Consider the following 17,724-nt stretch of genomic DNA (forward strand, 5'->3'; position numbering starts at 1 on the left):
AGGAACTAGGGTCGGTCCCGGTGGGGCGATTCTTTGGGTTTCGGGATCGCATATGGTTCGACAGTTTCGCTGGGCGGCAATGTGCCTGCTGTCCGGCCTGAGCGCTGCGCCCCTATGGGGTGCGACGGCGCTGCAATGCGTCCCCTATGCGCGCATCGTGTCGGGGGTAGAGATTCGCGGCGATGCGCTGACCTGGTGGGACCAGGCGGCGGCGCAGTATAAGCGCGGGCAAAAGCCGAAGAAGGGCGCGGTGCTGGCCTTTCGTCCGGCAGGCCCCATGACATTGGGGCATGTCGCGGTGGTCAGTCGCTTGCTGGACGACCGGCGCGTGCTGATCCGCCATGCCAACTGGTCAGTGCCCGGCGCAATCGAGGAAGATGTGCTGGCGATCGATGTGTCGGATGCGGGCGACTGGAGCCAGGTGCGGGTGTGGCATAGTCCCACGGGGCAGATGGGCGCGCGCACCAACCCTACTTTCGGCTTCATCTATCCCGCAAAGGCCAAGCTGCGCGAGTTCACGCCCGATCCGGCGCTGGGAAGCAGCGTGCGCTTTGCCCGTGTCGATCGCGATCAATGGGACGAGGAGCGGCTACCTGCGGCGATGGCGACGCGCGGGGCCGCGCCCGCCTATGCGCGCGGCCCCGCGACGCTACCGCAACGCAAGCCTGTCCCGAAGCTGGAGGCCGATCCCTTCATCGTCGAATATGCCGACAGCGCACCGTCGCAGCGGACGCTGAGCGCGATCATCGCCGATGTGAAGCGGGAGACGAGGCTGAACTGATTGGTGCGACGTGCGCCGATGCGATCATTCGGCGTCGGCGGGCTTTTCTTCGGACTCTGCCGCCGGAGTCTGGAACCAGGCTTCGACCGGGCCGCTCAGCTTGATCGTCAGCGGGTTGCCGTGGCGATCGCGGGTCTTGCCGGCGGCGACGCGGATCCAGCCTTCGGAAATCGAATATTCCTCGACATCATTGCGCTCACGCCCCTTGAAGCGGATGCCGATGCCGCGCTGAAGCACATCCATGTTGAAATGGGGGCTACGCGGGTTGGTGGACAGATGATCGGGGGGCGTATCGCTCATGGTCAGATATTTCCTGCAAGGTTGCGCCGCGCCTAGCCGTTTGCCCGTCCTGCTGCAACCCGCCTCCGATCGGCAGCGGGTTGCAGGCTGGTCATGCGATCAGCGGCAGATGCGCACGCGCACGTCGCGGTCGCGATAATAATCATAGCGCCATTCAGTCCAGCAACGCTGGCGATAGCCGCGATAACGCCAGTCGCGCCGGTCGCCGCGCCAGTGGCGGCGATTGTCCCAGCGCCGGTTGTCCCAGCGGCTACCATTCCAGTGATGGCCACGGTCGCCGCGCCAGCCATCGCGATAGCCGCCATAATATTGCGCTTGTGCCGGGGCTGCCATGCTGAGGCCCGCAATAGTCAGGCTGAGTGCCGCGGCACCTTTCCAGATGATGTTCATGTCGCTCTCTCCTCACATGTCCCGCCGCTCCAGAGGCAGGACCATGAGGGGGACAATGGCCCAAGCCGACTGAACCGTCCGCGAACGCGCCATTTAGCGGCGGTTCAGCCAGTCAGCGGCCCTGGAGAGCGGCCTCCGCCTCCTGCATATAGTCGCGGGTGATCGGCAGGGTGCGGCGGTTGCGGGCATATTGGACCTGATAATTGACCATGCCACCATGTTCGAACACGGTCGCTGCGCCCGCCAGATAGAAGGTCCAGAGGCGAAAGAAGCGCTCATCATAAAGGGCGATGATGTCGGCGCGGTGGGCCATTGCCCGCTTGTACCAGTGGCGGATGGTCAGGCCGTAATGGAGGCGCAGCACCTCCACGTCCGTCACCATCAGGCGTGTCCCCTCGCTGCCTGCGATCATTTCCGACAAAGCGGGAATATAGCCGCCGGGGAAGATATATTTCTGGGTGAAGGCGTCGGTCATCCCCGGCCCGCCCATGCGGCCAATCGTGTGAACCAGCATCACGCCATCTGCGGTCAGGAGATCGTGGCATGTGTTGAAGAAGGTGCGGTAATGGGCGGTGCCGACATGTTCGAACATGCCAACCGACACGATCCGGTCGAACGGTCCGGTCATGTCGCGATAGTCGATCAGCTCGAAGCGGACATGATCGGCCACGCCCGCGTCGGCGGCGCGCTGGCGCGCGATCTTGAGTTGTTCTTCGGACAGAGTGATGCCGGTTACATCGACGCCGCAGGTGCGGTGGAGATAGAGCGCCATGCCGCCCCAGCCGCAGCCGATATCCAGCACCTTCATGCCCGGCTTCAGCAGCAGCTTGGCGGCGATATGGGCCTTCTTGTCCTCCTGCGCCTGATCCAGGCTGATGCCTGCATCATTGTCGGCGTCGGGCCAGTAGGCGCAGCTATATTGACGGTCGCGGTCGAGGAAGAGAGCGTAGAGCGCAGCCGACAGGTCGTAATGATGGGCGACATTGGCCCTGGCCCGCGCCTTGTGATTGGCGCGCCACAATTTTTGCCGGGCGCTGCCAAACCCGCGAGACAGCGCGCTTTTCGCGTCGATCGAGCGGCCGCTCTCCCACGGATTATTGGCGCGGAGCATGGAGAGAAATTCCATGATGCCGCCACCCTCTATCGTCACCCGTCCGTCAATATAGGCTTCGGCCATGCCCAGCCGCGGATCGCGCACTATGTCGAAGGCGACCCGCTTGTCCTGCAACCGCAGCGCAAGATCGGGAAAGGCAGGGTCGGCCTTGCCGACCGTGAAATGGGTGCCGTCCGGGGTGTAGATCGTCAATTGGCCATGGGTGACCAGTCGCCGCAGGATACGCTCGAACATCGTCATGGCGATAATCTGTCACCCCGGACGGCGCAGGTCAAATCCCGGCATACCAGTCATATCCGGCATGATCCTCCCAGAAGCCACCCTTCCCCTTGCCGATGCCGTCAAACGTTGCGACCGCTTCTATGCCCATCAGATATTTGGCCTGCTTATAGCCCAATTGCCGTTCGACCCGCAGCCGCAGCGGGGCGCCATTGGCAACGGTCAGGGGGCGATCGTTGAGCGCATAGGCCAGGATCGTCTGGGGATGGAAGGCGTCGAACAGGTCGATACTCTCATAATAGGGCCGCCCCCCGCCCATATCGTCGGCGCAGCGAAAGACGAGGTAGCGGGCGCTGTCGCGCAATCCGGCGGCCTCCAATATGGGTTTGAGCGGCACACCGCGCCATTTGCCGATCGCGCTCCAGCCCTCGACACAATCATGGCGGGTGATCTGGGTGCGGTGGTGCATCGCCTGCAATTGCGCAAGAGAAAGGGACAGCGGGCGCGTCACCAGCCCCGTCACCGGCAGTCGCCAGTCGGCAAAGCCGCCCCGCCACAACGCCTTATAGGCTGGCGTATTAGGGTTGGCGGTGCCATTGGCGCGGAAGATGGGCGATATCTGGTCGGGGCGAAACTCCTGCGCCAGTGCGTCGCGCGCCATCAGGCTGCGTTGCGCCCAGCGGTGGAAATTTTCAGCCGAAAAGAGGGCTTCACGCACGCTTTCATGCCGCCCCAGCCGGTCGCACCCCGCCAGCGTTGCGGTGACCCCCAGCAACAGGGTGCGGCGGGTGAGAATCATGGCCGTTCCTCCGGCACGCGATAGCGGCCTGTGATCATGGATCGCACCTCGTTCACCGGCCCGGCCAGCAGCACCATCAATATATGGATAAGGAAGAAGGCGACCAGCGCAAAGGCGGCGATGAAGTGGAGCGAGCGCGCCGATTGCCGCCCGCCGAACAGATCGACCAGCCAGGGCCAGGCCGCGTTCATCCCCGGCGCCATGGTCAGGCCGGTCATGATGATGAGCGGCAACAGGATGAAGATCACGCCGATATAGCTGGCCTTTTGCAGCACATTATAGCGCAGCGCCGCGTCGCCCGTGGGAAAACGCAGCCGGGCATGATCCTTGATATCCTGCCAGATATGGCGCGGGGCAAGATCATCGCGACGGAAAGCGAGGTCGCGAACGATGTGCCGGTTGGCGAGGCTCCAGAGCATATAGAATAACAGCGCGAAGGCGAAGATCGGCGCGGCGGCCAGATGCCAGTGGCGCGACATGGCCAGGCTGTAGAGCGCAGGCAGGGTCAGCCAGCCGGGAAAGCGATCAAGCTCCAGCCAGGCCGCGTCCAGATTCGCACCATATTGTCCCCAATAAAGGCGGGGATGGGCGTTGAAGATGCCAAGCCCGCTGGTGAACAGGACATAGAGCAAGGCCGCGTTCAGCCAGTGCCACAGCCGTGTCGACAGGCGGTGCCGCCTGACGGTGCCGTTCGCCTTCGGGGTCTGACTGTCCATGCGAGCTATCCTAACCGATCACGCCGCCTAGTCCACGGATGTTCGCGATGGTGCGCGCATAGCCATCCCATGTCGTTGTTACACTTTTGCAACAGAATATTGAAATCATTTGAAATAAAGACCTGACCCCTTTGCAAACCAAAATGCCCAACCTAGATGGCGGTTGCGCGACGCCGATGCCGATCGCGGCCATATATTCCCCAGACAAGGTGGAGATATGGGCAGGAGGAGTTGTGTTATATTATCCATGATTTCTTGGCATCGAACCTGAACGCCGGATGAATTTCTCTATTCGGCCATGAATATATATATCGAGGACTTTATGAAAACTGTGATTTTCGCAGCGATTGCTGCTGCCTGCGTTTCGGCCCCTGCTTTCGCTCAGGATGCTGCGCCTTTCACCGGGCCGCGCGCTGGCGTGACGCTGGGCTATGACAATGCCGGTGACGAGGATGGCTTCGCCTATGGCGTGACCGCCGGTTATGACCTGGCACTCGCCCCGCGCATCACCGGCGGCGTCGAAGTCAGCCTGGGCGACACCACGGTTGGCGATTCCGGCGTGGAGATCAGCCGTGATCTCGCCGCATCGCTGCGCGTCGGCTTCGTCGCTACCCCGCGCATCCTGGCGTTCGGCAAGGTCGGCTATGCCACCACGCGCATCGAAACGCTGGGCGTTGGCGCAGCGTTCGAGGGCGTCCGTTTCGGCGGCGGTCTGGAATTCGCGGCGACCCCGAACACCTATATCTCGGCTGAGTATCAGCGCACCGAATATGAGCAGAATATCGGTGGCCGTGACGCCGCGATGGTTGGCGTCGGTTTCCGCTTCTGATCCTCTTCAGGACCAGTTTGGAATAAGGAAAGGGCGGTCCGGCAACGGATCGCCCCTTTTCTATGCAGGCAGGGATTGCAGGTCAGGCGCAACCCAATTGCGGCGCGCCGCGACCGACATCAGGGTGTCCCGTGACCAGTAAGTGAACAGCCAGTCCTTGTCCCCCAATGGGGATGCCATCAGCGCGGCCAGCGCGGTGGCAGGCGTCACATCTTGCGGCAGACCAGCCAGCAGCGCGCGGGTCATATGCAACGACGCCTGGGTGATGGTTTCATGATAGCCGCCCGTGTCGCTGTTCACCCCGCCGACGCTTTCATTATAGCCGCGGATCATGGCGGGCATGTCGCGTTCGGGCGTGATGTCGGGACGTTTGAGGATCAGCCACAGCGCGGTCGCAAAATGCGCGCCATGGGTCCATTCGGCTTTCGGCAGGGTGAAGGCGCAAAAGCCGGTGGCCAACCGCTCAATCTCGTCATCGGTCATCATCACTCCCCCCAATGAAAAGCCCCGCCGTTACGGGCGGGGCTTGTGGCATCCTGTCTCCATCAGCGAGGATCAGCCCAGCGCCGCCTGCTTTTCCTCCGCCAGCCGATCCAGCTCAGCGCGACTCTTCTTTTCGCTCGCCGATTTCAATTGGCCGCACGCTGCCATGATATCGCGCCCGCGCGGGGTGCGGACCGGGGCGGAAATGCCGCCTTCGAACACGATGCTGCTGAACGCGCGAATCCGCTCCGGTGTCGAACATTCATAGTCGGTGCCGGGCCAGGGGTTGAACGGGATCAGGTTGACCTTGGCCGGCAGCTTATATTTGCGGATCAGGCGGACCAGTTCGCGCGCATCATCGTCGCTGTCATTCTTGTCCCTGATCATCACATATTCAAAGGTGATACGGCGCGCATTGCTGGCCTTGGGATAATCGGCGCAGGCCTGGAGCAGCTCCTCAATCCCATATTTCTTGTTGATCGGCACCAGCTCGTCGCGCACTTCCTTGGTCACGGCATGGAGCGAGACGGCCAGATTGACGCCGATTTCCTCGCTGGCGCGGGCCATCATCGGGATGACGCCGCTGGTCGACAATGTGATGCGGCGGCGCGAGAGAGCGAGGCCATCGCCATCCATCACGACTTTCAGCGCGTCGCGGACATGCTCGAAATTATAGAGCGGTTCGCCCATGCCCATCATCACGATGTTGGTCAGCATCCGCCCGTCGGGCGAATATTGCGGCGCGTCCTCATCCTCGTCATCCGGGATGGCGGCGGCGCTGCCCATGTTACCCTTGGGCCATTCGCCCAGCGCATCGCGCGCCAGCATCACCTGACCCACGATTTCGCCAGGCGTCAGGTTGCGGACCAGGCGCATCGTGCCGGTGTGGCAGAAGCGGCAATTAAGCGTGCAGCCGACCTGGCTCGATACGCACAAAGTGCCGCGATCCGCATCGGGGATGAACACCATCTCATAATCCTGCCCATCGTCCGACCGGAGCAGCCATTTGCGGGTGCCATCGGTGGACACCTGCGCCTCCACCACCTGCGGGCGGCCGACGACAAAGCGTTCCGCCATCCAGCCGCGCATCGGCTTGGCCAGGTCGGTCATGGCCTCGAAATCCGTCTCACCGCGATGATAGAGCCAGTGGAACAGCTGTTTGGAGCGCAGCTTGGCCGCTTTCATTTCCAGCCCCGCTTCCTCCAGCACGGACTTGATCTGCGGACGCGAGAGACCCAGCAGGTCGGTGCGGCCATCCGCGCGCGGCGTAACGGCGCGCGGCACGGGCACAGGATCGATAAGGCCAGGAATCGGCATGATGGGGTTGGCGGCTGATTGCATGATCGCGCCCATAGTCGATTTTCGCCGACTATTAAAGCGCTGCCGCTCTACCGCAGTCGCGCGCACCCCAGTGCCGCCGCGTCGATCGCCGTTGCCGCGCCACGCAGGGCGTAGCTGTCGGCAAAGGCGCGGCCCTGCGCGTCGCTGGTCTGCACGCTCATGCTGCTGGCCGATCGCATGGCGGCGATGATCGCGGCGTCGCCGCGCGGGTCGGCTACCCAGGCGTCGCTGCGCCCCGCGACCAGCGTGTAACGGCGTTCTCCCACACTGAGCGTCACCACTGCCTTGTCTGCGCGGCTGCGGCTCAGGCGGAAATGGACCTGGCCCCGTACCTTCTGCCGCGGCCAGGTGCCGACCGAGGCGAAGCCCGGACTGACCCGCCCGTCGCGTTTCGCGGGCCGGGCGATGGCGTAGCAGCGCGGAGTCGAAGGATCGCGGAACGCCCCCCAGCGATCGAACATGCCCAGCGAATCCCGCGCGGCAGCGGGCATTGCGGCCATCAGCAGGACGATCAGAAGGGCGGCGATGCGGCTCATGCGCGAAGGCAGAGCGCACCCTGTCCCGTTTTGCAAGCGTCCTGCTGTGGGAAAGCGTGAGCGAGTGCTTGCCCATGCCGCAACAGCGGTTATGAAGAACCATCCATCATCGTCACCCGGATTCGAGTGCATCCGGGCCACTTGCAGAAAAGAAACGGACAGAACAGGGACATGAAGGCCACCATCGAACGCGCGACGCTGTTGAAGAGCCTGAGCCACGTCCAGTCGGTGGTCGAGCGGCGCAATACGATTCCGATCCTGTCCAATGTGCTGATCGAGGCGTCAGCCGATGGCGCGATCAAGCTGATGGCGACCGATCTGGACCTGCAGGTCGTCGAAAGCATTTCCGCGCAAGTGGAACAGGCTGGCGCGACCACGATTTCCGCCCACACATTGTTCGACATTGCGCGCAAGCTGCCCGAAGGCAGCCAGGTGTCGCTGGCGGCGGCCGATGGCAAGATGCTGATCCAGGCCGGGCGCGCGCGTTTCAACCTGTCCACCCTGCCGCGCGACGATTTTCCGGTGATCGCGGAAGGCGACCTGCCGACCAGTTTCGAGCTGCCCGCCGAGACGCTCAAGCAGATCATCGACAAGACGCGCTTTGCGATCTCGACCGAAGAAACGCGCTATTATCTGAACGGCATTTATTTCCATGTGTCGGATGATGGGCAGCCAGTGCTGAAGGCCGCCGCGACCGACGGCCATCGCCTGGCGCGCGTTACCGTACCCCGCCCCGATGGCGCGGACGGGATGCCCGGCATCATCATCCCGCGCAAATGTATCGGCGAACTGCGCAAATTGCTGGATGAGGTCGAGGGGTCGGTGCAGATTTCACTGTCCGCCAGCAAGATCCGCTTCGGCCTGGGCAGCGCGATCCTGACCAGCAAGCTGATCGACGGCACTTTCCCCGATTATAGCCGCGTCATTCCGACCGCGAACGACAAGCTGCTCAAGATCGACCCGCGCAGCTTCGAGGAAGGGGTGGATCGCGTGGCGACCATCGCCACCGAAAAGACCCGCGCGGTCAAGATGAGCCTGGACCGTGACAAGATCACCCTGTCGGTCACCAGTCCCGAAAATGGCACGGCGGCCGAAGAAGTGTCGGGCGTTTTTCAGGGCGAGGGTTTCGACATCGGTTTCAACGCGCGCTATCTGCTCGACATATTGGGCCAGATTGACAGTGAAACGGTGGAACTGCACCTGGCCGATGCTGCTGCACCGACGTTGATCCGTGAGAATGACCGTAGCCCGGCGCTCTATGTATTGATGCCGATGCGAGTTTAGGTGGCAGCCGGTAATTTTTGGTACTTATTGTTCCGTTAATTACACAATAGTTTGGTCGTGTTGAGTAATCCTCCGTAAACGAACGGACGTTAAACAAGGCGCATGTCTCCATTGCGCGCTTCCCTGTCCGATAGCCCCTCTCGTTCCATGTCGCTCATGGTTGCGCTGGGGCTGGCGGAGAGCGGGACCGAAGTTGCCGCGTCCTGGATTTCCGGTGCCTTTGTCCAGATTGCGCGCCTGTGGCCGCTGATCCTGCTGGCCAAACTGTGTGTCATCACCCTGCTGGGAATCCCTTTCTATCGTCCCGGTGATAGCGAGCAGGCGGTGATCATGACCGTAATGCTGCTGGTGGACGGCGCGTTGATGGTGGTGCCACGCTGGCCGCTGTTTCAGGACCGGATGCCGCATATCCAGAATTGGCTGATGCTGCCGATGCTGTTCCTGTCCGGGCTGACCTTCAGCCTGTGGCTGGGGCATGATCCGAAGGCATCGTCGGACTCGCTGTTCCTGGCCGCGGTGCCGGAACTGGCGGTCGCGCTGCTGGCGGTGTGCATCTTTGGCGATCGGCGCTTGCTGGGGATCAGCTATTTTCTGGGCGCACTGCTGGTGTCGGTCACGGAAAAGGCGGGCCTGGCGCAGATCGGCCTGCTGGTCAGTTGCATCATCGTCATGACGGTTGCCACGCTGCGGCAGGCAACGGCGGACCGGGAACGCGCGATCGAGCGCCATCGCCAGGATTTGCGCGCGCAGCGGTCCGACCGGCTGTTGCAGGAACATGAGCGCACCGGGCGCGGCTGGTTTTGGGAAACCGACCGGCAGGGGTGCCTGACCTATATTTCCGATACGCTGGCGCAGACGCTGGATGCGCCCAAGGGCGGGCTGATCGGCCGCCCGATCACCGAAATCATCCGCCCCGGCGACAAGCAGCAGGGCGATGGCGAGCGCACGCTGGGCTTTCACCTATCGGCGCGCACCGGATTTTCGGACATTTCCGTCCGTGCCGCGATGGCGAAAGAGGAACGCTGGTGGTCCATTTCCGGACAGCCGGTGTTCAACGAATATGGCCAGTTCCATGGCTTTCGCGGGTCAGGCACCGACCTGACCGAAATGCGCCGCAGCCAGGCGGAAGTCACGCGACTGGCCCAGTTTGATTCGCTCACCGGCCTTGCCAACCGTATCCAGATGTTGCGCTCACTGGAGCAGGCGGTGGCCGACCGGCATGGCAAGGCAGGCGATTGCGCGCTGATGATGCTGGACCTCGACCGGTTCAAGAGCGTCAACGACACGCTGGGCCATCCGGCGGGCGACGCGCTGTTGCGGCAGGTCAGCCAGCGATTGCAGCGGGTGGTCGGCGATTTGGGTCTTGTCGGGCGGCAGGGCGGCGATGAATTCAAGATATTGCTGCCGGGGCATCAGGACCAGACAATGCTGGCGCAACTGGCGCAGAGCATTATCGCCACCGTGTCCCAGCCCTATTCGATCGAGGGCACGGCGGTCGTCATCGGCGTGTCGATCGGCATCTCCTCCTGCCCGCAGGATGGCGTGACCGCTGACGCGCTGATCCGCAATGCCGATCTGGCGCTCTACGCGGCCAAGGGCAATGGCCGGGGCGTCCATCGTTTCTATTCGTCGGACATGCACGCCGATGCCGAGGATCGCCGCGCGCTGGAGGAGGATTTGCGCCATGCGCTGGCCGCCGATGGTTTGCATCTGGTCTATCAGCCGGTGGTGTCGTCCAAGACCGAGCAGATTACCGGCTATGAAGCGCTGCTGCGCTGGATGCATCCCACGCGCGGGCCGATTTCCCCCGCCCTGTTCATCCCGATCGCCGAGGATACCGGCATGATCGGGCAGATTGGCGAATGGGTGCTGCGCACCGCCTGCCGCGATGCGGTCCAGTGGCAGGAGGATATTCGCGTCGCGGTCAATGTATCGCCGACCCAATTTGCCAATCCCGGCTTTCCATCCACGGTGATGAACGCGCTGGCCAATGCGCAGCTTGCGCCCGGTCGGTTGGAGCTGGAAATCACCGAAAGCGTGTTCCTGAACGATGATGACGGCACGGACGCGATGTTCGCGCGGCTCAAAGCGCTGGGCGTGCGGCTGGCGCTCGATGATTTCGGCACTGGCTATTCCTCGCTCGGCTATCTGAAAAAAGCGCCGTTCGACAAGATCAAGATCGACCAGAGCTTCGTGCGCGGGGCCGCGACCAAGGGCAGCCGCAACAGCGCGATCATCAAGGCGATCGTCAGCCTGGCCGAGGCGCTGGGCATGGATACGACAGCCGAAGGCGCGGAAACGCAGGACGAACTGGCGCTGATCCGGCAATTGGGATGCAGTCATATCCAGGGCTATATCTATGGCCGCCCTATGCCCGCAGCCGACGTGCTGGCTGGCCAGCGCGCAACCGGTTCCGCCGCATCGGCTGATGGCTTCCAGTCCAGCCGCCCGGAACGCAAGACGATGCTGCGCACCATCGGCGTGCATCATGACGGCCATGTCTATACCGGCCGGGTCCGCAACATCTCCGCCACCGGCGCGCTGATCGAGGGGTTGTGGAACGTGCCACTGGGCACATTGTTCGCGATCGAGTTGGGCGAAGGCCTGTTCATCAACGCCACCGCCCGCTGGTCGAAGGACGACCGTATGGGCGTGGAGTTTGCCGGAACTGTGGACATAGCCGCGCTGCGCAATGCGCCGAGGGCGATGGCGTCCTGACGGGACGCCATAATGGGCCTTCCCAGCAATAAAATATCACGAAATGATCCCGGAACTGCGCGTCTGCGCGGCGATTATGATCGGCACATACCCTCGATGGAGACAGCCGATGCAGGATAGCAATGATCGTGATGTAAAGGACATGGACGTCGCAACGGGTTGGCCGTCATCGGCATGGCGCTGGTTCTGGGCATTGCGACGCTGAGCGCCTATATGTTGTCGGGCAATGACGCCACGGTGAAGCCAGCCACAGGCACGGCACAGGCCATGGCGCTGGCCAGTTCCAATACATCGACCCCTGATTGATCGGCACATGAAATAGGGGGCAGAAGCGATTTGCCCCTGCCCCCTATTTCGTTAGTCGCACTATGATCAGGCGGCGATCGCGACCGGTTCCGCTTCCGCCTCGATGAGGCCGCGTGCCACGCTCTTGATCAGCGTCACGAACCGCGTTGCTTCCCGCACGATCATCGCCTTGTTGAAACAGGCGGCAGCGCCCCGGTCCATCGCTTCGGCGACGATCGGCGCGCCATCGCGCATCAGACTGGACAGCATGATTACCGGGCATGGTTCCATGTCCATGATTTCGTCCAATATCGTCATGCCGTCCTTGCCGGGCATGGCGATATCGAGCGTCACGACATCGGGCTTTTCGGCCCGGATCATCTCGATCGCTTCCACCCCGTCGCGGGCGATGCCCACCACCTCGACCCGGCGGTCGCGTTCAAGCAAGGTTTCGATCATCGCACGGATGGTGAGCGAATCGTCGACCACCACAATTCTGATAGGCTTCATTTGCCGTCTCCCCGAACCGTCTATGAACCTCATAACGACCGGGGGAGACCATGCTTTAGGCGTGGCTAACAGCAATTTAACTACGCGGCCGATTATTGGCGGCAAAATTGGGGAAGAAGAGTTTTCTGAAGCTGATCGTTACCGCGCGGCCCAGCGGGTCGAGATAATCCTGTTGGTAGCGCAGCGGCGTCATGCCGGTTGCGTCAGTCACCTCGCGGCGCTGGTTGAAGATATTGTCGATGCCGATCGACAGCCGCGCCCCGCGCAGGAAGGGCACGGATTTCACCAGTTGCGGCATCTGCCCCAGATTGGCGAAGAGGCGCAGATTGACCGTCGCCAGACTGCCAAAGTCGAGCCGCGACGCACCCCCAAGTGCGCCATCGACATGGGTGCCGCTTTCCCAGTCGACACCCAGCCGCGCGCCGATACCATTGTTCATGTAGCCGATCCGCCCCTCCAGCTCATGACGCGGCTGGCCGCCTGACGATCCGGTCGCGCCGCCATCCAGCAGGTTGAGCTGTGGCACGCCAGGCGCAATGGTGATGCTCTCGGTCAGGTGCCAGGTGTGATAGAGGCTGAAGCTCAACCGCCCGCCCCCGCCGCCAGCACCGCGCGGGCCGCCAAATCCGCCGCCGCCGGGGCCACGCGGCCGGTCACCGCCAGCGCCCATGCCACCCTCGCCGCGGGGGCGGTCACCGCCTTCGCCGGGCGGGCGACCGCCTTCGGGCCGGGGTTGGCGATTGCCGAACAGCGCCTGCAATTCGGGCGGTCGATCTTCCGGTTTACCCCCTGCCGCGCGCCAGGCTTCCATGACTTTCTGGATATGCGATTTGAGCGGGATCGACAGGTCAAAGCCCCAGCGGAGCTGTTCGCTTTGCGAGCGGAGGAAGTTGGTCGGGCGCGTGTCGATCTGGAGCAGATTGCCGTCCGCGTCGCGCAGGAAGCGCTGGGGGAAGGCCGCCTCGATCGCCGGGGTGGGCGACGGGAAGGCCGCGATGGGGTTGCTCGTGCGGCTGTTCAGATAGGTGGCGGTCAGCGTCAGATTGGGCTTGTCGAACGGCTTGATCGTCGCGCCGAGGCGGAACTGGTCACGCACGCTTTCGCGCAGGGTCGCATTGCCGCCCGACAGCTGGGTGACGAACACGCTCTGCCCGGTCGCATAGTCGAATATGGTGACGTTGGGGGTGGCGATCAACGGATCGGTGATCTGCGTGCCGGTCGGCGCGGCGCGATCCTGATTGGCGGACATCAGCAATTGCACCGCCTTGATCGGCTGCCAGCGCAGGCCATAGCCAATCGTCGAGAGGGTGCCGAAGTCGGAAAGCTGCTGCGCGGCGAGGTTGAGGTTCACGCCAATGTCGCCGACCGCGCCCAGCACATCCTTCGAGCGGCTGGTGAGCGGCAGGTCGATGCTGACCTGGCCGCTGGCAATCTCTCGGTTGTAATCCGACCGGCTTTCGATCCCGGCGCGGGTGGAGCGACTTTCAAAGCCGTTGGCCGACGCGCCGATGCGCACGGACGTCATCGCCTGCCCCGCTGGCAGGTCGAACAGCGTGCCGCTGACCAGCAGGTCGCCCTGCACCGCTTGCGACCTGGCGTGGGCGCGGTCGGTCAGGCGGGTGGCGAGAAGGTCGGGCGCGAAGCTGGGATAGGGATTGACGCTGGCGTCGCCGGCATCGAGAGCCGTCTGGATCGCGCCGGTCGCAACGCCCCGGTCGGTGCGGGTGCGGGTGATCGACAGGTCGCCATTGCCCGTGAAGGACCATTGCCAGCTGCCTCCCAGCCGCCCGTTCAGCGTCACGCCCAGATGCGCCGTCGTCCCGCGCACCTGCTGCCCCAGCGCGCCGGGCTGGACCAGATAGCGCGAGAGGGCAACGTCGTTGGCGAAGGGGGAGAAGGGGCTGGCCGCAGGCAGTGTCAGCGCAGCCCGCGAAAGGCCTTGCAGCGAATCGCTGTCGGACAGTTCGACCCGTCCGTTGATCGTTGCCGACACGCCGCCCAGGGCGCGGGCGAGGGTGGCGTTGGCGCTGAAATTCTCGGTCGCGGGGCTGAGGGTGCGATAGGGGGTCAGGTCGATCGCTTCGCTGGTGGTTGCGCCGGGGACGAAGCTGGCGAGGGTCGGCAGGGCCGTCGCGGCGCTGGTGGGGATGCCGGTCTGGGTCACAGTCGCGCCTGCCAGCGCGGAGAGCGCCGGGTCGATTTCCGCGCCGCGCGTGGTGGCGGTGACGCGGGAGGTGCCGGTGTTGACGATGTCGCGCTCGCTTTCCAGTAGTTGCGCGGCGCGGCTATATTTGACGTTCAGGGTGAAGCGATTGTCGCCCTGGATGCGCAGGAAGCCGCCCTCCACCTGGCCATTGTCGCGCCCGCCATCGGTGGTGGTGCCACCGCGCAGGTCGATGCTTTCGGCGCGGAAACGCTGGCGCAGGACGATGTTGACGACCTTTTGCGTAGGGGCATAGCCATAGGAGAGCGCGACCTGTTCGGGCAGGATATCGACCCGCGCGACCGCTTCGGAGGGCAGGTCGGAAATTTCCGAGAAGCTGGAAATCCGCTTGCCGTTGAGCAGGACGACCGGCGATCCGTTGGTCTGGGGCGACAATTCGGTGAGCAGTTCGGAGATGGAGGTCACGCCCAGCGCGCGGACATCTGCGCCGCTGAGCTGCTGTTCGGGTTCGATATTGCCCAGCACCGCGCCGCGTTGCGGCTGGCCGGTGACGATGATTTCCTCGCCATCGTCCATTTGCGGGGCAGCCTGTGGCGCAACTTGCGCCATCAACGCGCCGGGCGCGGTCCCCAGCATCAGCGAAAACAGGACGAACGAAGTGGATCGGCGCACGCATTTACCCCCGGACAAATATCTTGCCTCTCCTCTAGCGGGCAGTTGTCGCAAAATATTGGCAAGGGCCAGCGGGAATTGTCGCAAGATGTAATCGGGGCGCGGAAGTTCGCTAAGTTCGCCCATGTCGCGCATGGGAATTTTATCCAAAGTCAGCGGGCGAGCAACGCGAGGGTGCGCTGTCGGGTCAGGGAAAGCAGACGGTGGGAAGGAGCCGGGGCGGAGATTAGCAGCAACCGGCGCAATAGGACAGGTGCGGGCTTCAGGCTGCGGCGATATGCTGGCGGAACCAGTCGGCCAGGTCGGTTTCGGTGAGATTGCCGGCGGCAAAGGCGATCATCGTGCGAGTGGCGTCGGTCGGATCGAAGGTCAACGCCACCTGATTGAGCGCCAGGAACAGGCGCGCCAGCACCCAGCCGGTGCGCTTGTTGCCATCGACAAAGGAAGGGTTGCGGACGATACCGAACGCATAGGCCGCGGCCAGCTGACAAGGATCATCCTCGCCATAAGCCCATTGGTTGAGCGGACGGGCCAGCCCCGATTCCAGCAACCCGTCATCACGCACGCCGGTGCCACCGCCATGTTCGGCCAGCTGGCGGTCATGAATCGCCAGCGCAACAGACTTTTCGATCCAGACCGGTTCGCGCCGGTCCCCATCGGGATCAGCCATACGCGCTTACTTCGCCAGAACGCGCAATATGTCGCGATCTTCGCGCATAATCTGTTCGGCCAGATCCATCTTGGCCCCGAAATCGGGGTCGGCGGCGGTCAGCCGGATGCCATCAGGCGCTTGCGTGACATAAAGCATGTCCCCCGGCCCGACCCGCAACTGCGCGAGCAACTCTTTGGGCAGGATGACCCCGGCGCTGTTGCCGATCTTGGTGATTTTGAGGGGTGCGTTCATACGGGGGTTATAACATGGGTGATAGCGTTTGCAATCATCTTGCGATTTGGTACAAAATTTGGTACATACTTCTCATGCAGACAGTCAGCGTTTCCGAAACCCGCGCCAACCTCAAGGCCGTACTCGACCGGGTCGTTGCCGACAGAGCGCCGATCCAGATCGTGCGGCCCAAAGGCGAGGGCGTGGTGATGATTTCAGAGAGCGAATGGGAAGGGATGCAGGAGACCCTGCACCTTCTGGCGTCGCCCGCCAATGCCAGGCATCTGCTGGATGGCATCGCGGAACTCGATGCCGGGCTTGGCGAGGAGCATGAGCTGATCGCGCCGTGAAGATCGTCTTCCGGGCTGACAGCTGGCGCGATTATGTTGCTTGGCAGACGGAAGATCGCAAGGTGCTGGAGCGGATCAACGCGCTGATCGGCGAATGTATGCGCGATCCCTTTCGTGGCACGGGCAAACCCGAACCCTTGCGACAGAATTTGACTGGCTGGTGGTCACGGCGGATCACCGGCGAGCATCGCCTGGTCTATCGGGTGAGCGGATCGGGCGAGACGCAGGCGCTGGAAGTGCTGAGTTGCCGGTATCATTATTGAGAGGCTGGGCGATCCGCGGGTTCTGGGAGCCACTGACCGGCGACCATGCGGGCTATTGGCGCTGGCGGATCGGCGATTATCGCGTGGTAGCGCGGATCGAGGATGAGCGGGTGGTAATCATCGTGGTGCGCGTGGCGCATCGGCGGGAGGTTTATCGGTGAGAATAAACTGCGAAGACTGGACGGCGCAGTTGGTGAGGCATTAGCGCATTATTGGGTGCAACGAGGCAGTAAACCCAGTATCCTTGGTTATGGCTTATCAAGAACCACCAAGCAACAAATCCGCCGTGAGGCGCGCAGGTCAGGCTATTTCCGCCGGCAGCGCAACTGACGATGATTACCTCCTTGTGGACAAATGGCGCTCGGCGCATGGATACGTAATAAACACTTTTCAAGCTTGGCTCAAGGGCCACATCAATAAACGGGAATATTATATAGAATTTGCGCAGAGGCTTAAAAGAAGAAATACTGTAATAGATAAACTAAAGCGTAGAAATTCTGCAGGTGATCCTTTGATATTAGATGTATCAGCAATGCATGATTTTGCTGGATGCAGAATGATATTCAATGATGTTCAGCAGCTTGAAGATTTCAGATCATACATTCATTCGACTCAGGTTATGCGAAATGTTGAACATGTTTTGCGCCATGAGCCTAATAAATATAACTATATTGATAGTCCAAAATCGACGGGTTATCGTGGCATACATGACGTGTATAGACACTTTCCCCGCGGTAGCACCAGAAGCCAAGAGAAGAAGCCTTGGGATGGACTCTTAGTAGAACTTCAATATAGGACTCGTGCGCAGCATGCGTGGGCAACTGCGGTGGAGATTTCCGATCTTTTGGACGGTGAACGAACAAAATTTGATCTTGATATAAGCGAACGAGGGCAATTTTTTGCAATTGCTAGTGAGATAATTGCTCGTCGGCACGAAAGTCTTTCTCGCGCTTACATAGAAATATCGGTCGTGTCCCACGGGGTGGTGTAGGAAGGTTTTCCTGAGAAGGGTGGCCACCGTCGATCTTCTGGTAGGGTTCGGATGCGAACTCGAACCTGGAGAAGAAGACGATGACCGACGACAGAA

Annotated in this window: 21 protein-coding genes; 9 read left to right on the plus strand and 12 right to left on the minus strand. The window is 62.3% G+C overall.

All coding sequences use genetic code 11. The features are described from left to right. The first annotated feature begins 52 nt into the window (after window positions 1-52). A complete protein-coding gene (locus D0Z70_RS21780; protein ID WP_182914072.1) occupies window positions 53-781 on the plus strand; it encodes a CHAP domain-containing protein in 729 nt (242 codons plus the stop codon). A gap of 24 nt (window positions 782-805) precedes the next feature. Here the strand turns inward: D0Z70_RS21780 and D0Z70_RS21785 are convergent, their stop codons facing one another. The 5 genes from D0Z70_RS21785 to D0Z70_RS21805 all read right to left on the minus strand — a co-directional run bounded on the left by D0Z70_RS21785 (window position 806) and on the right by D0Z70_RS21805 (window position 4,319). Then, window positions 806-1,081 (minus strand): DUF3297 family protein, encoded by a 276-nt coding sequence (locus tag D0Z70_RS21785; RefSeq protein WP_119750026.1) that lies wholly within the window; start codon window positions 1,079-1,081, stop codon window positions 806-808. A 99-nt stretch (window positions 1,082-1,180) separates the two neighbouring features. Then, window positions 1,181-1,471 carry a splicing factor U2AF large subunit gene (locus tag D0Z70_RS21790; RefSeq protein ID WP_119750028.1) on the minus strand — a complete coding sequence of 97 codons (291 nt, stop codon included), beginning with the start codon at window positions 1,469-1,471 and terminating at the stop codon, window positions 1,181-1,183. Window positions 1,472-1,583: 112 nt separating this feature from the next. Next, window positions 1,584-2,825, minus strand: a complete 1,242-nt coding sequence (locus D0Z70_RS21795; protein WP_119750030.1) for an SAM-dependent methyltransferase — start codon at window positions 2,823-2,825, stop codon at window positions 1,584-1,586. A gap of 31 nt (window positions 2,826-2,856) precedes the next feature. Beyond that, window positions 2,857-3,603, minus strand: coding sequence for a molybdopterin-binding protein (locus D0Z70_RS21800; protein ID WP_119750032.1), 747 nt, complete (start codon window positions 3,601-3,603; stop codon window positions 2,857-2,859). Then, window positions 3,600-4,319: a cytochrome b/b6 domain-containing protein gene (locus D0Z70_RS21805; RefSeq protein ID WP_119750034.1), complete on the minus strand. Its 720-nt coding sequence runs from the start codon at window positions 4,317-4,319 to the stop codon at window positions 3,600-3,602. Before D0Z70_RS21805 ends, D0Z70_RS21800 begins: the two co-directional genes overlap by 4 nt. Before the next feature lie 322 nt (window positions 4,320-4,641). Here D0Z70_RS21805 and D0Z70_RS21810 point away from each other — a divergent pair, with 322 nt between their 5' ends. Continuing rightward, entirely contained in the window at window positions 4,642-5,148 is a 507-nt protein-coding gene (locus tag D0Z70_RS21810; protein WP_119750067.1) for a porin family protein, read from the plus strand. A gap of 60 nt (window positions 5,149-5,208) precedes the next feature. Here the strand turns inward: D0Z70_RS21810 and D0Z70_RS21815 are convergent, their stop codons facing one another. The 3 genes from D0Z70_RS21815 to D0Z70_RS21825 all read right to left on the minus strand — a co-directional run bounded on the left by D0Z70_RS21815 (window position 5,209) and on the right by D0Z70_RS21825 (window position 7,508). After that, window positions 5,209-5,631 carry a hypothetical protein gene (locus tag D0Z70_RS21815; protein ID WP_119750069.1) on the minus strand — a complete coding sequence of 141 codons (423 nt, stop codon included), beginning with the start codon at window positions 5,629-5,631 and terminating at the stop codon, window positions 5,209-5,211. A 72-nt stretch (window positions 5,632-5,703) separates the two neighbouring features. Then, window positions 5,704-6,972: a dual-specificity RNA methyltransferase RlmN gene (gene rlmN / locus D0Z70_RS21820; RefSeq protein WP_119750071.1), complete on the minus strand. Its 1,269-nt coding sequence runs from the start codon at window positions 6,970-6,972 to the stop codon at window positions 5,704-5,706. Window positions 6,973-7,019: 47 nt separating this feature from the next. Continuing rightward, window positions 7,020-7,508 (minus strand): hypothetical protein, encoded by a 489-nt coding sequence (locus D0Z70_RS21825; RefSeq protein WP_119750036.1) that lies wholly within the window; start codon window positions 7,506-7,508, stop codon window positions 7,020-7,022. Between the two features lie 171 nt (window positions 7,509-7,679). On the opposite strand from D0Z70_RS21825, the gene dnaN reads away from it, so the two are divergent. From dnaN to D0Z70_RS25735, 3 genes are all read left to right on the plus strand, one after another. Continuing rightward, on the plus strand, window positions 7,680-8,792 hold the full coding sequence (gene dnaN, locus D0Z70_RS21830; protein WP_119750038.1) for a DNA polymerase III subunit beta: 1,113 nt from the start codon (window positions 7,680-7,682) through the stop codon (window positions 8,790-8,792). A gap of 147 nt (window positions 8,793-8,939) precedes the next feature. Next, a complete protein-coding gene (locus D0Z70_RS21835; RefSeq protein ID WP_119750041.1) occupies window positions 8,940-11,510 on the plus strand; it encodes an EAL domain-containing protein in 2,571 nt (856 codons plus the stop codon). Between the two features lie 174 nt (window positions 11,511-11,684). Beyond that, window positions 11,685-11,816 carry a hypothetical protein gene (locus D0Z70_RS25735; protein WP_275402232.1) on the plus strand — a complete coding sequence of 44 codons (132 nt, stop codon included), beginning with the start codon at window positions 11,685-11,687 and terminating at the stop codon, window positions 11,814-11,816. A 66-nt stretch (window positions 11,817-11,882) separates the two neighbouring features. Here the strand turns inward: D0Z70_RS25735 and D0Z70_RS21840 are convergent, their stop codons facing one another. From D0Z70_RS21840 to D0Z70_RS21855, 4 genes are all read right to left on the minus strand, one after another. Next, complete coding sequence (locus D0Z70_RS21840; RefSeq protein WP_026002061.1) at window positions 11,883-12,305, minus strand: response regulator; 423 nt, start codon at window positions 12,303-12,305, stop codon at window positions 11,883-11,885. Window positions 12,306-12,381: 76 nt separating this feature from the next. Further along, window positions 12,382-15,141: a TonB-dependent receptor gene (locus D0Z70_RS21845; protein ID WP_119750043.1), complete on the minus strand. Its 2,760-nt coding sequence runs from the start codon at window positions 15,139-15,141 to the stop codon at window positions 12,382-12,384. Window positions 15,142-15,403: 262 nt separating this feature from the next. Beyond that, a complete protein-coding gene (locus D0Z70_RS21850; RefSeq protein WP_119750045.1) occupies window positions 15,404-15,811 on the minus strand; it encodes a type II toxin-antitoxin system death-on-curing family toxin in 408 nt (135 codons plus the stop codon). Window positions 15,812-15,817: 6 nt separating this feature from the next. Then, entirely contained in the window at window positions 15,818-16,045 is a 228-nt protein-coding gene (locus D0Z70_RS21855; RefSeq protein ID WP_119750047.1) for an AbrB/MazE/SpoVT family DNA-binding domain-containing protein, read from the minus strand. Window positions 16,046-16,119: 74 nt separating this feature from the next. Here D0Z70_RS21855 and D0Z70_RS21860 point away from each other — a divergent pair, with 74 nt between their 5' ends. From D0Z70_RS21860 to D0Z70_RS21875, 4 genes are all read left to right on the plus strand, one after another. Beyond that, on the plus strand, window positions 16,120-16,374 hold the full coding sequence (locus D0Z70_RS21860) for a type II toxin-antitoxin system Phd/YefM family antitoxin (RefSeq protein WP_119750049.1): 255 nt from the start codon (window positions 16,120-16,122) through the stop codon (window positions 16,372-16,374). After that, window positions 16,371-16,637 (plus strand): Txe/YoeB family addiction module toxin, encoded by a 267-nt coding sequence (locus D0Z70_RS21865; protein WP_119750051.1) that lies wholly within the window; start codon window positions 16,371-16,373, stop codon window positions 16,635-16,637. The genes D0Z70_RS21860 and D0Z70_RS21865 overlap by 4 nt, the downstream gene beginning before the upstream one ends. Then, the gene (locus D0Z70_RS21870) at window positions 16,619-16,798 is read left to right on the plus strand and encodes a type II toxin-antitoxin system RelE family toxin (RefSeq protein WP_220475691.1); all 180 of its coding nucleotides are present in this window, start codon (window positions 16,619-16,621) and stop codon (window positions 16,796-16,798) included. Before D0Z70_RS21865 ends, D0Z70_RS21870 begins: the two co-directional genes overlap by 19 nt. An 89-nt stretch (window positions 16,799-16,887) precedes the next feature. Next, window positions 16,888-17,628, plus strand: coding sequence for a RelA/SpoT domain-containing protein (locus D0Z70_RS21875; RefSeq protein ID WP_119750053.1), 741 nt, complete (start codon window positions 16,888-16,890; stop codon window positions 17,626-17,628). Window positions 17,629-17,724: the final 96 nt, after the last annotated feature.

The sequence above is a fragment of the Sphingobium terrigena genome, assembly GCF_003591655.1.
GTDB lineage: Bacteria > Pseudomonadota > Alphaproteobacteria > Sphingomonadales > Sphingomonadaceae > Sphingobium > Sphingobium terrigena.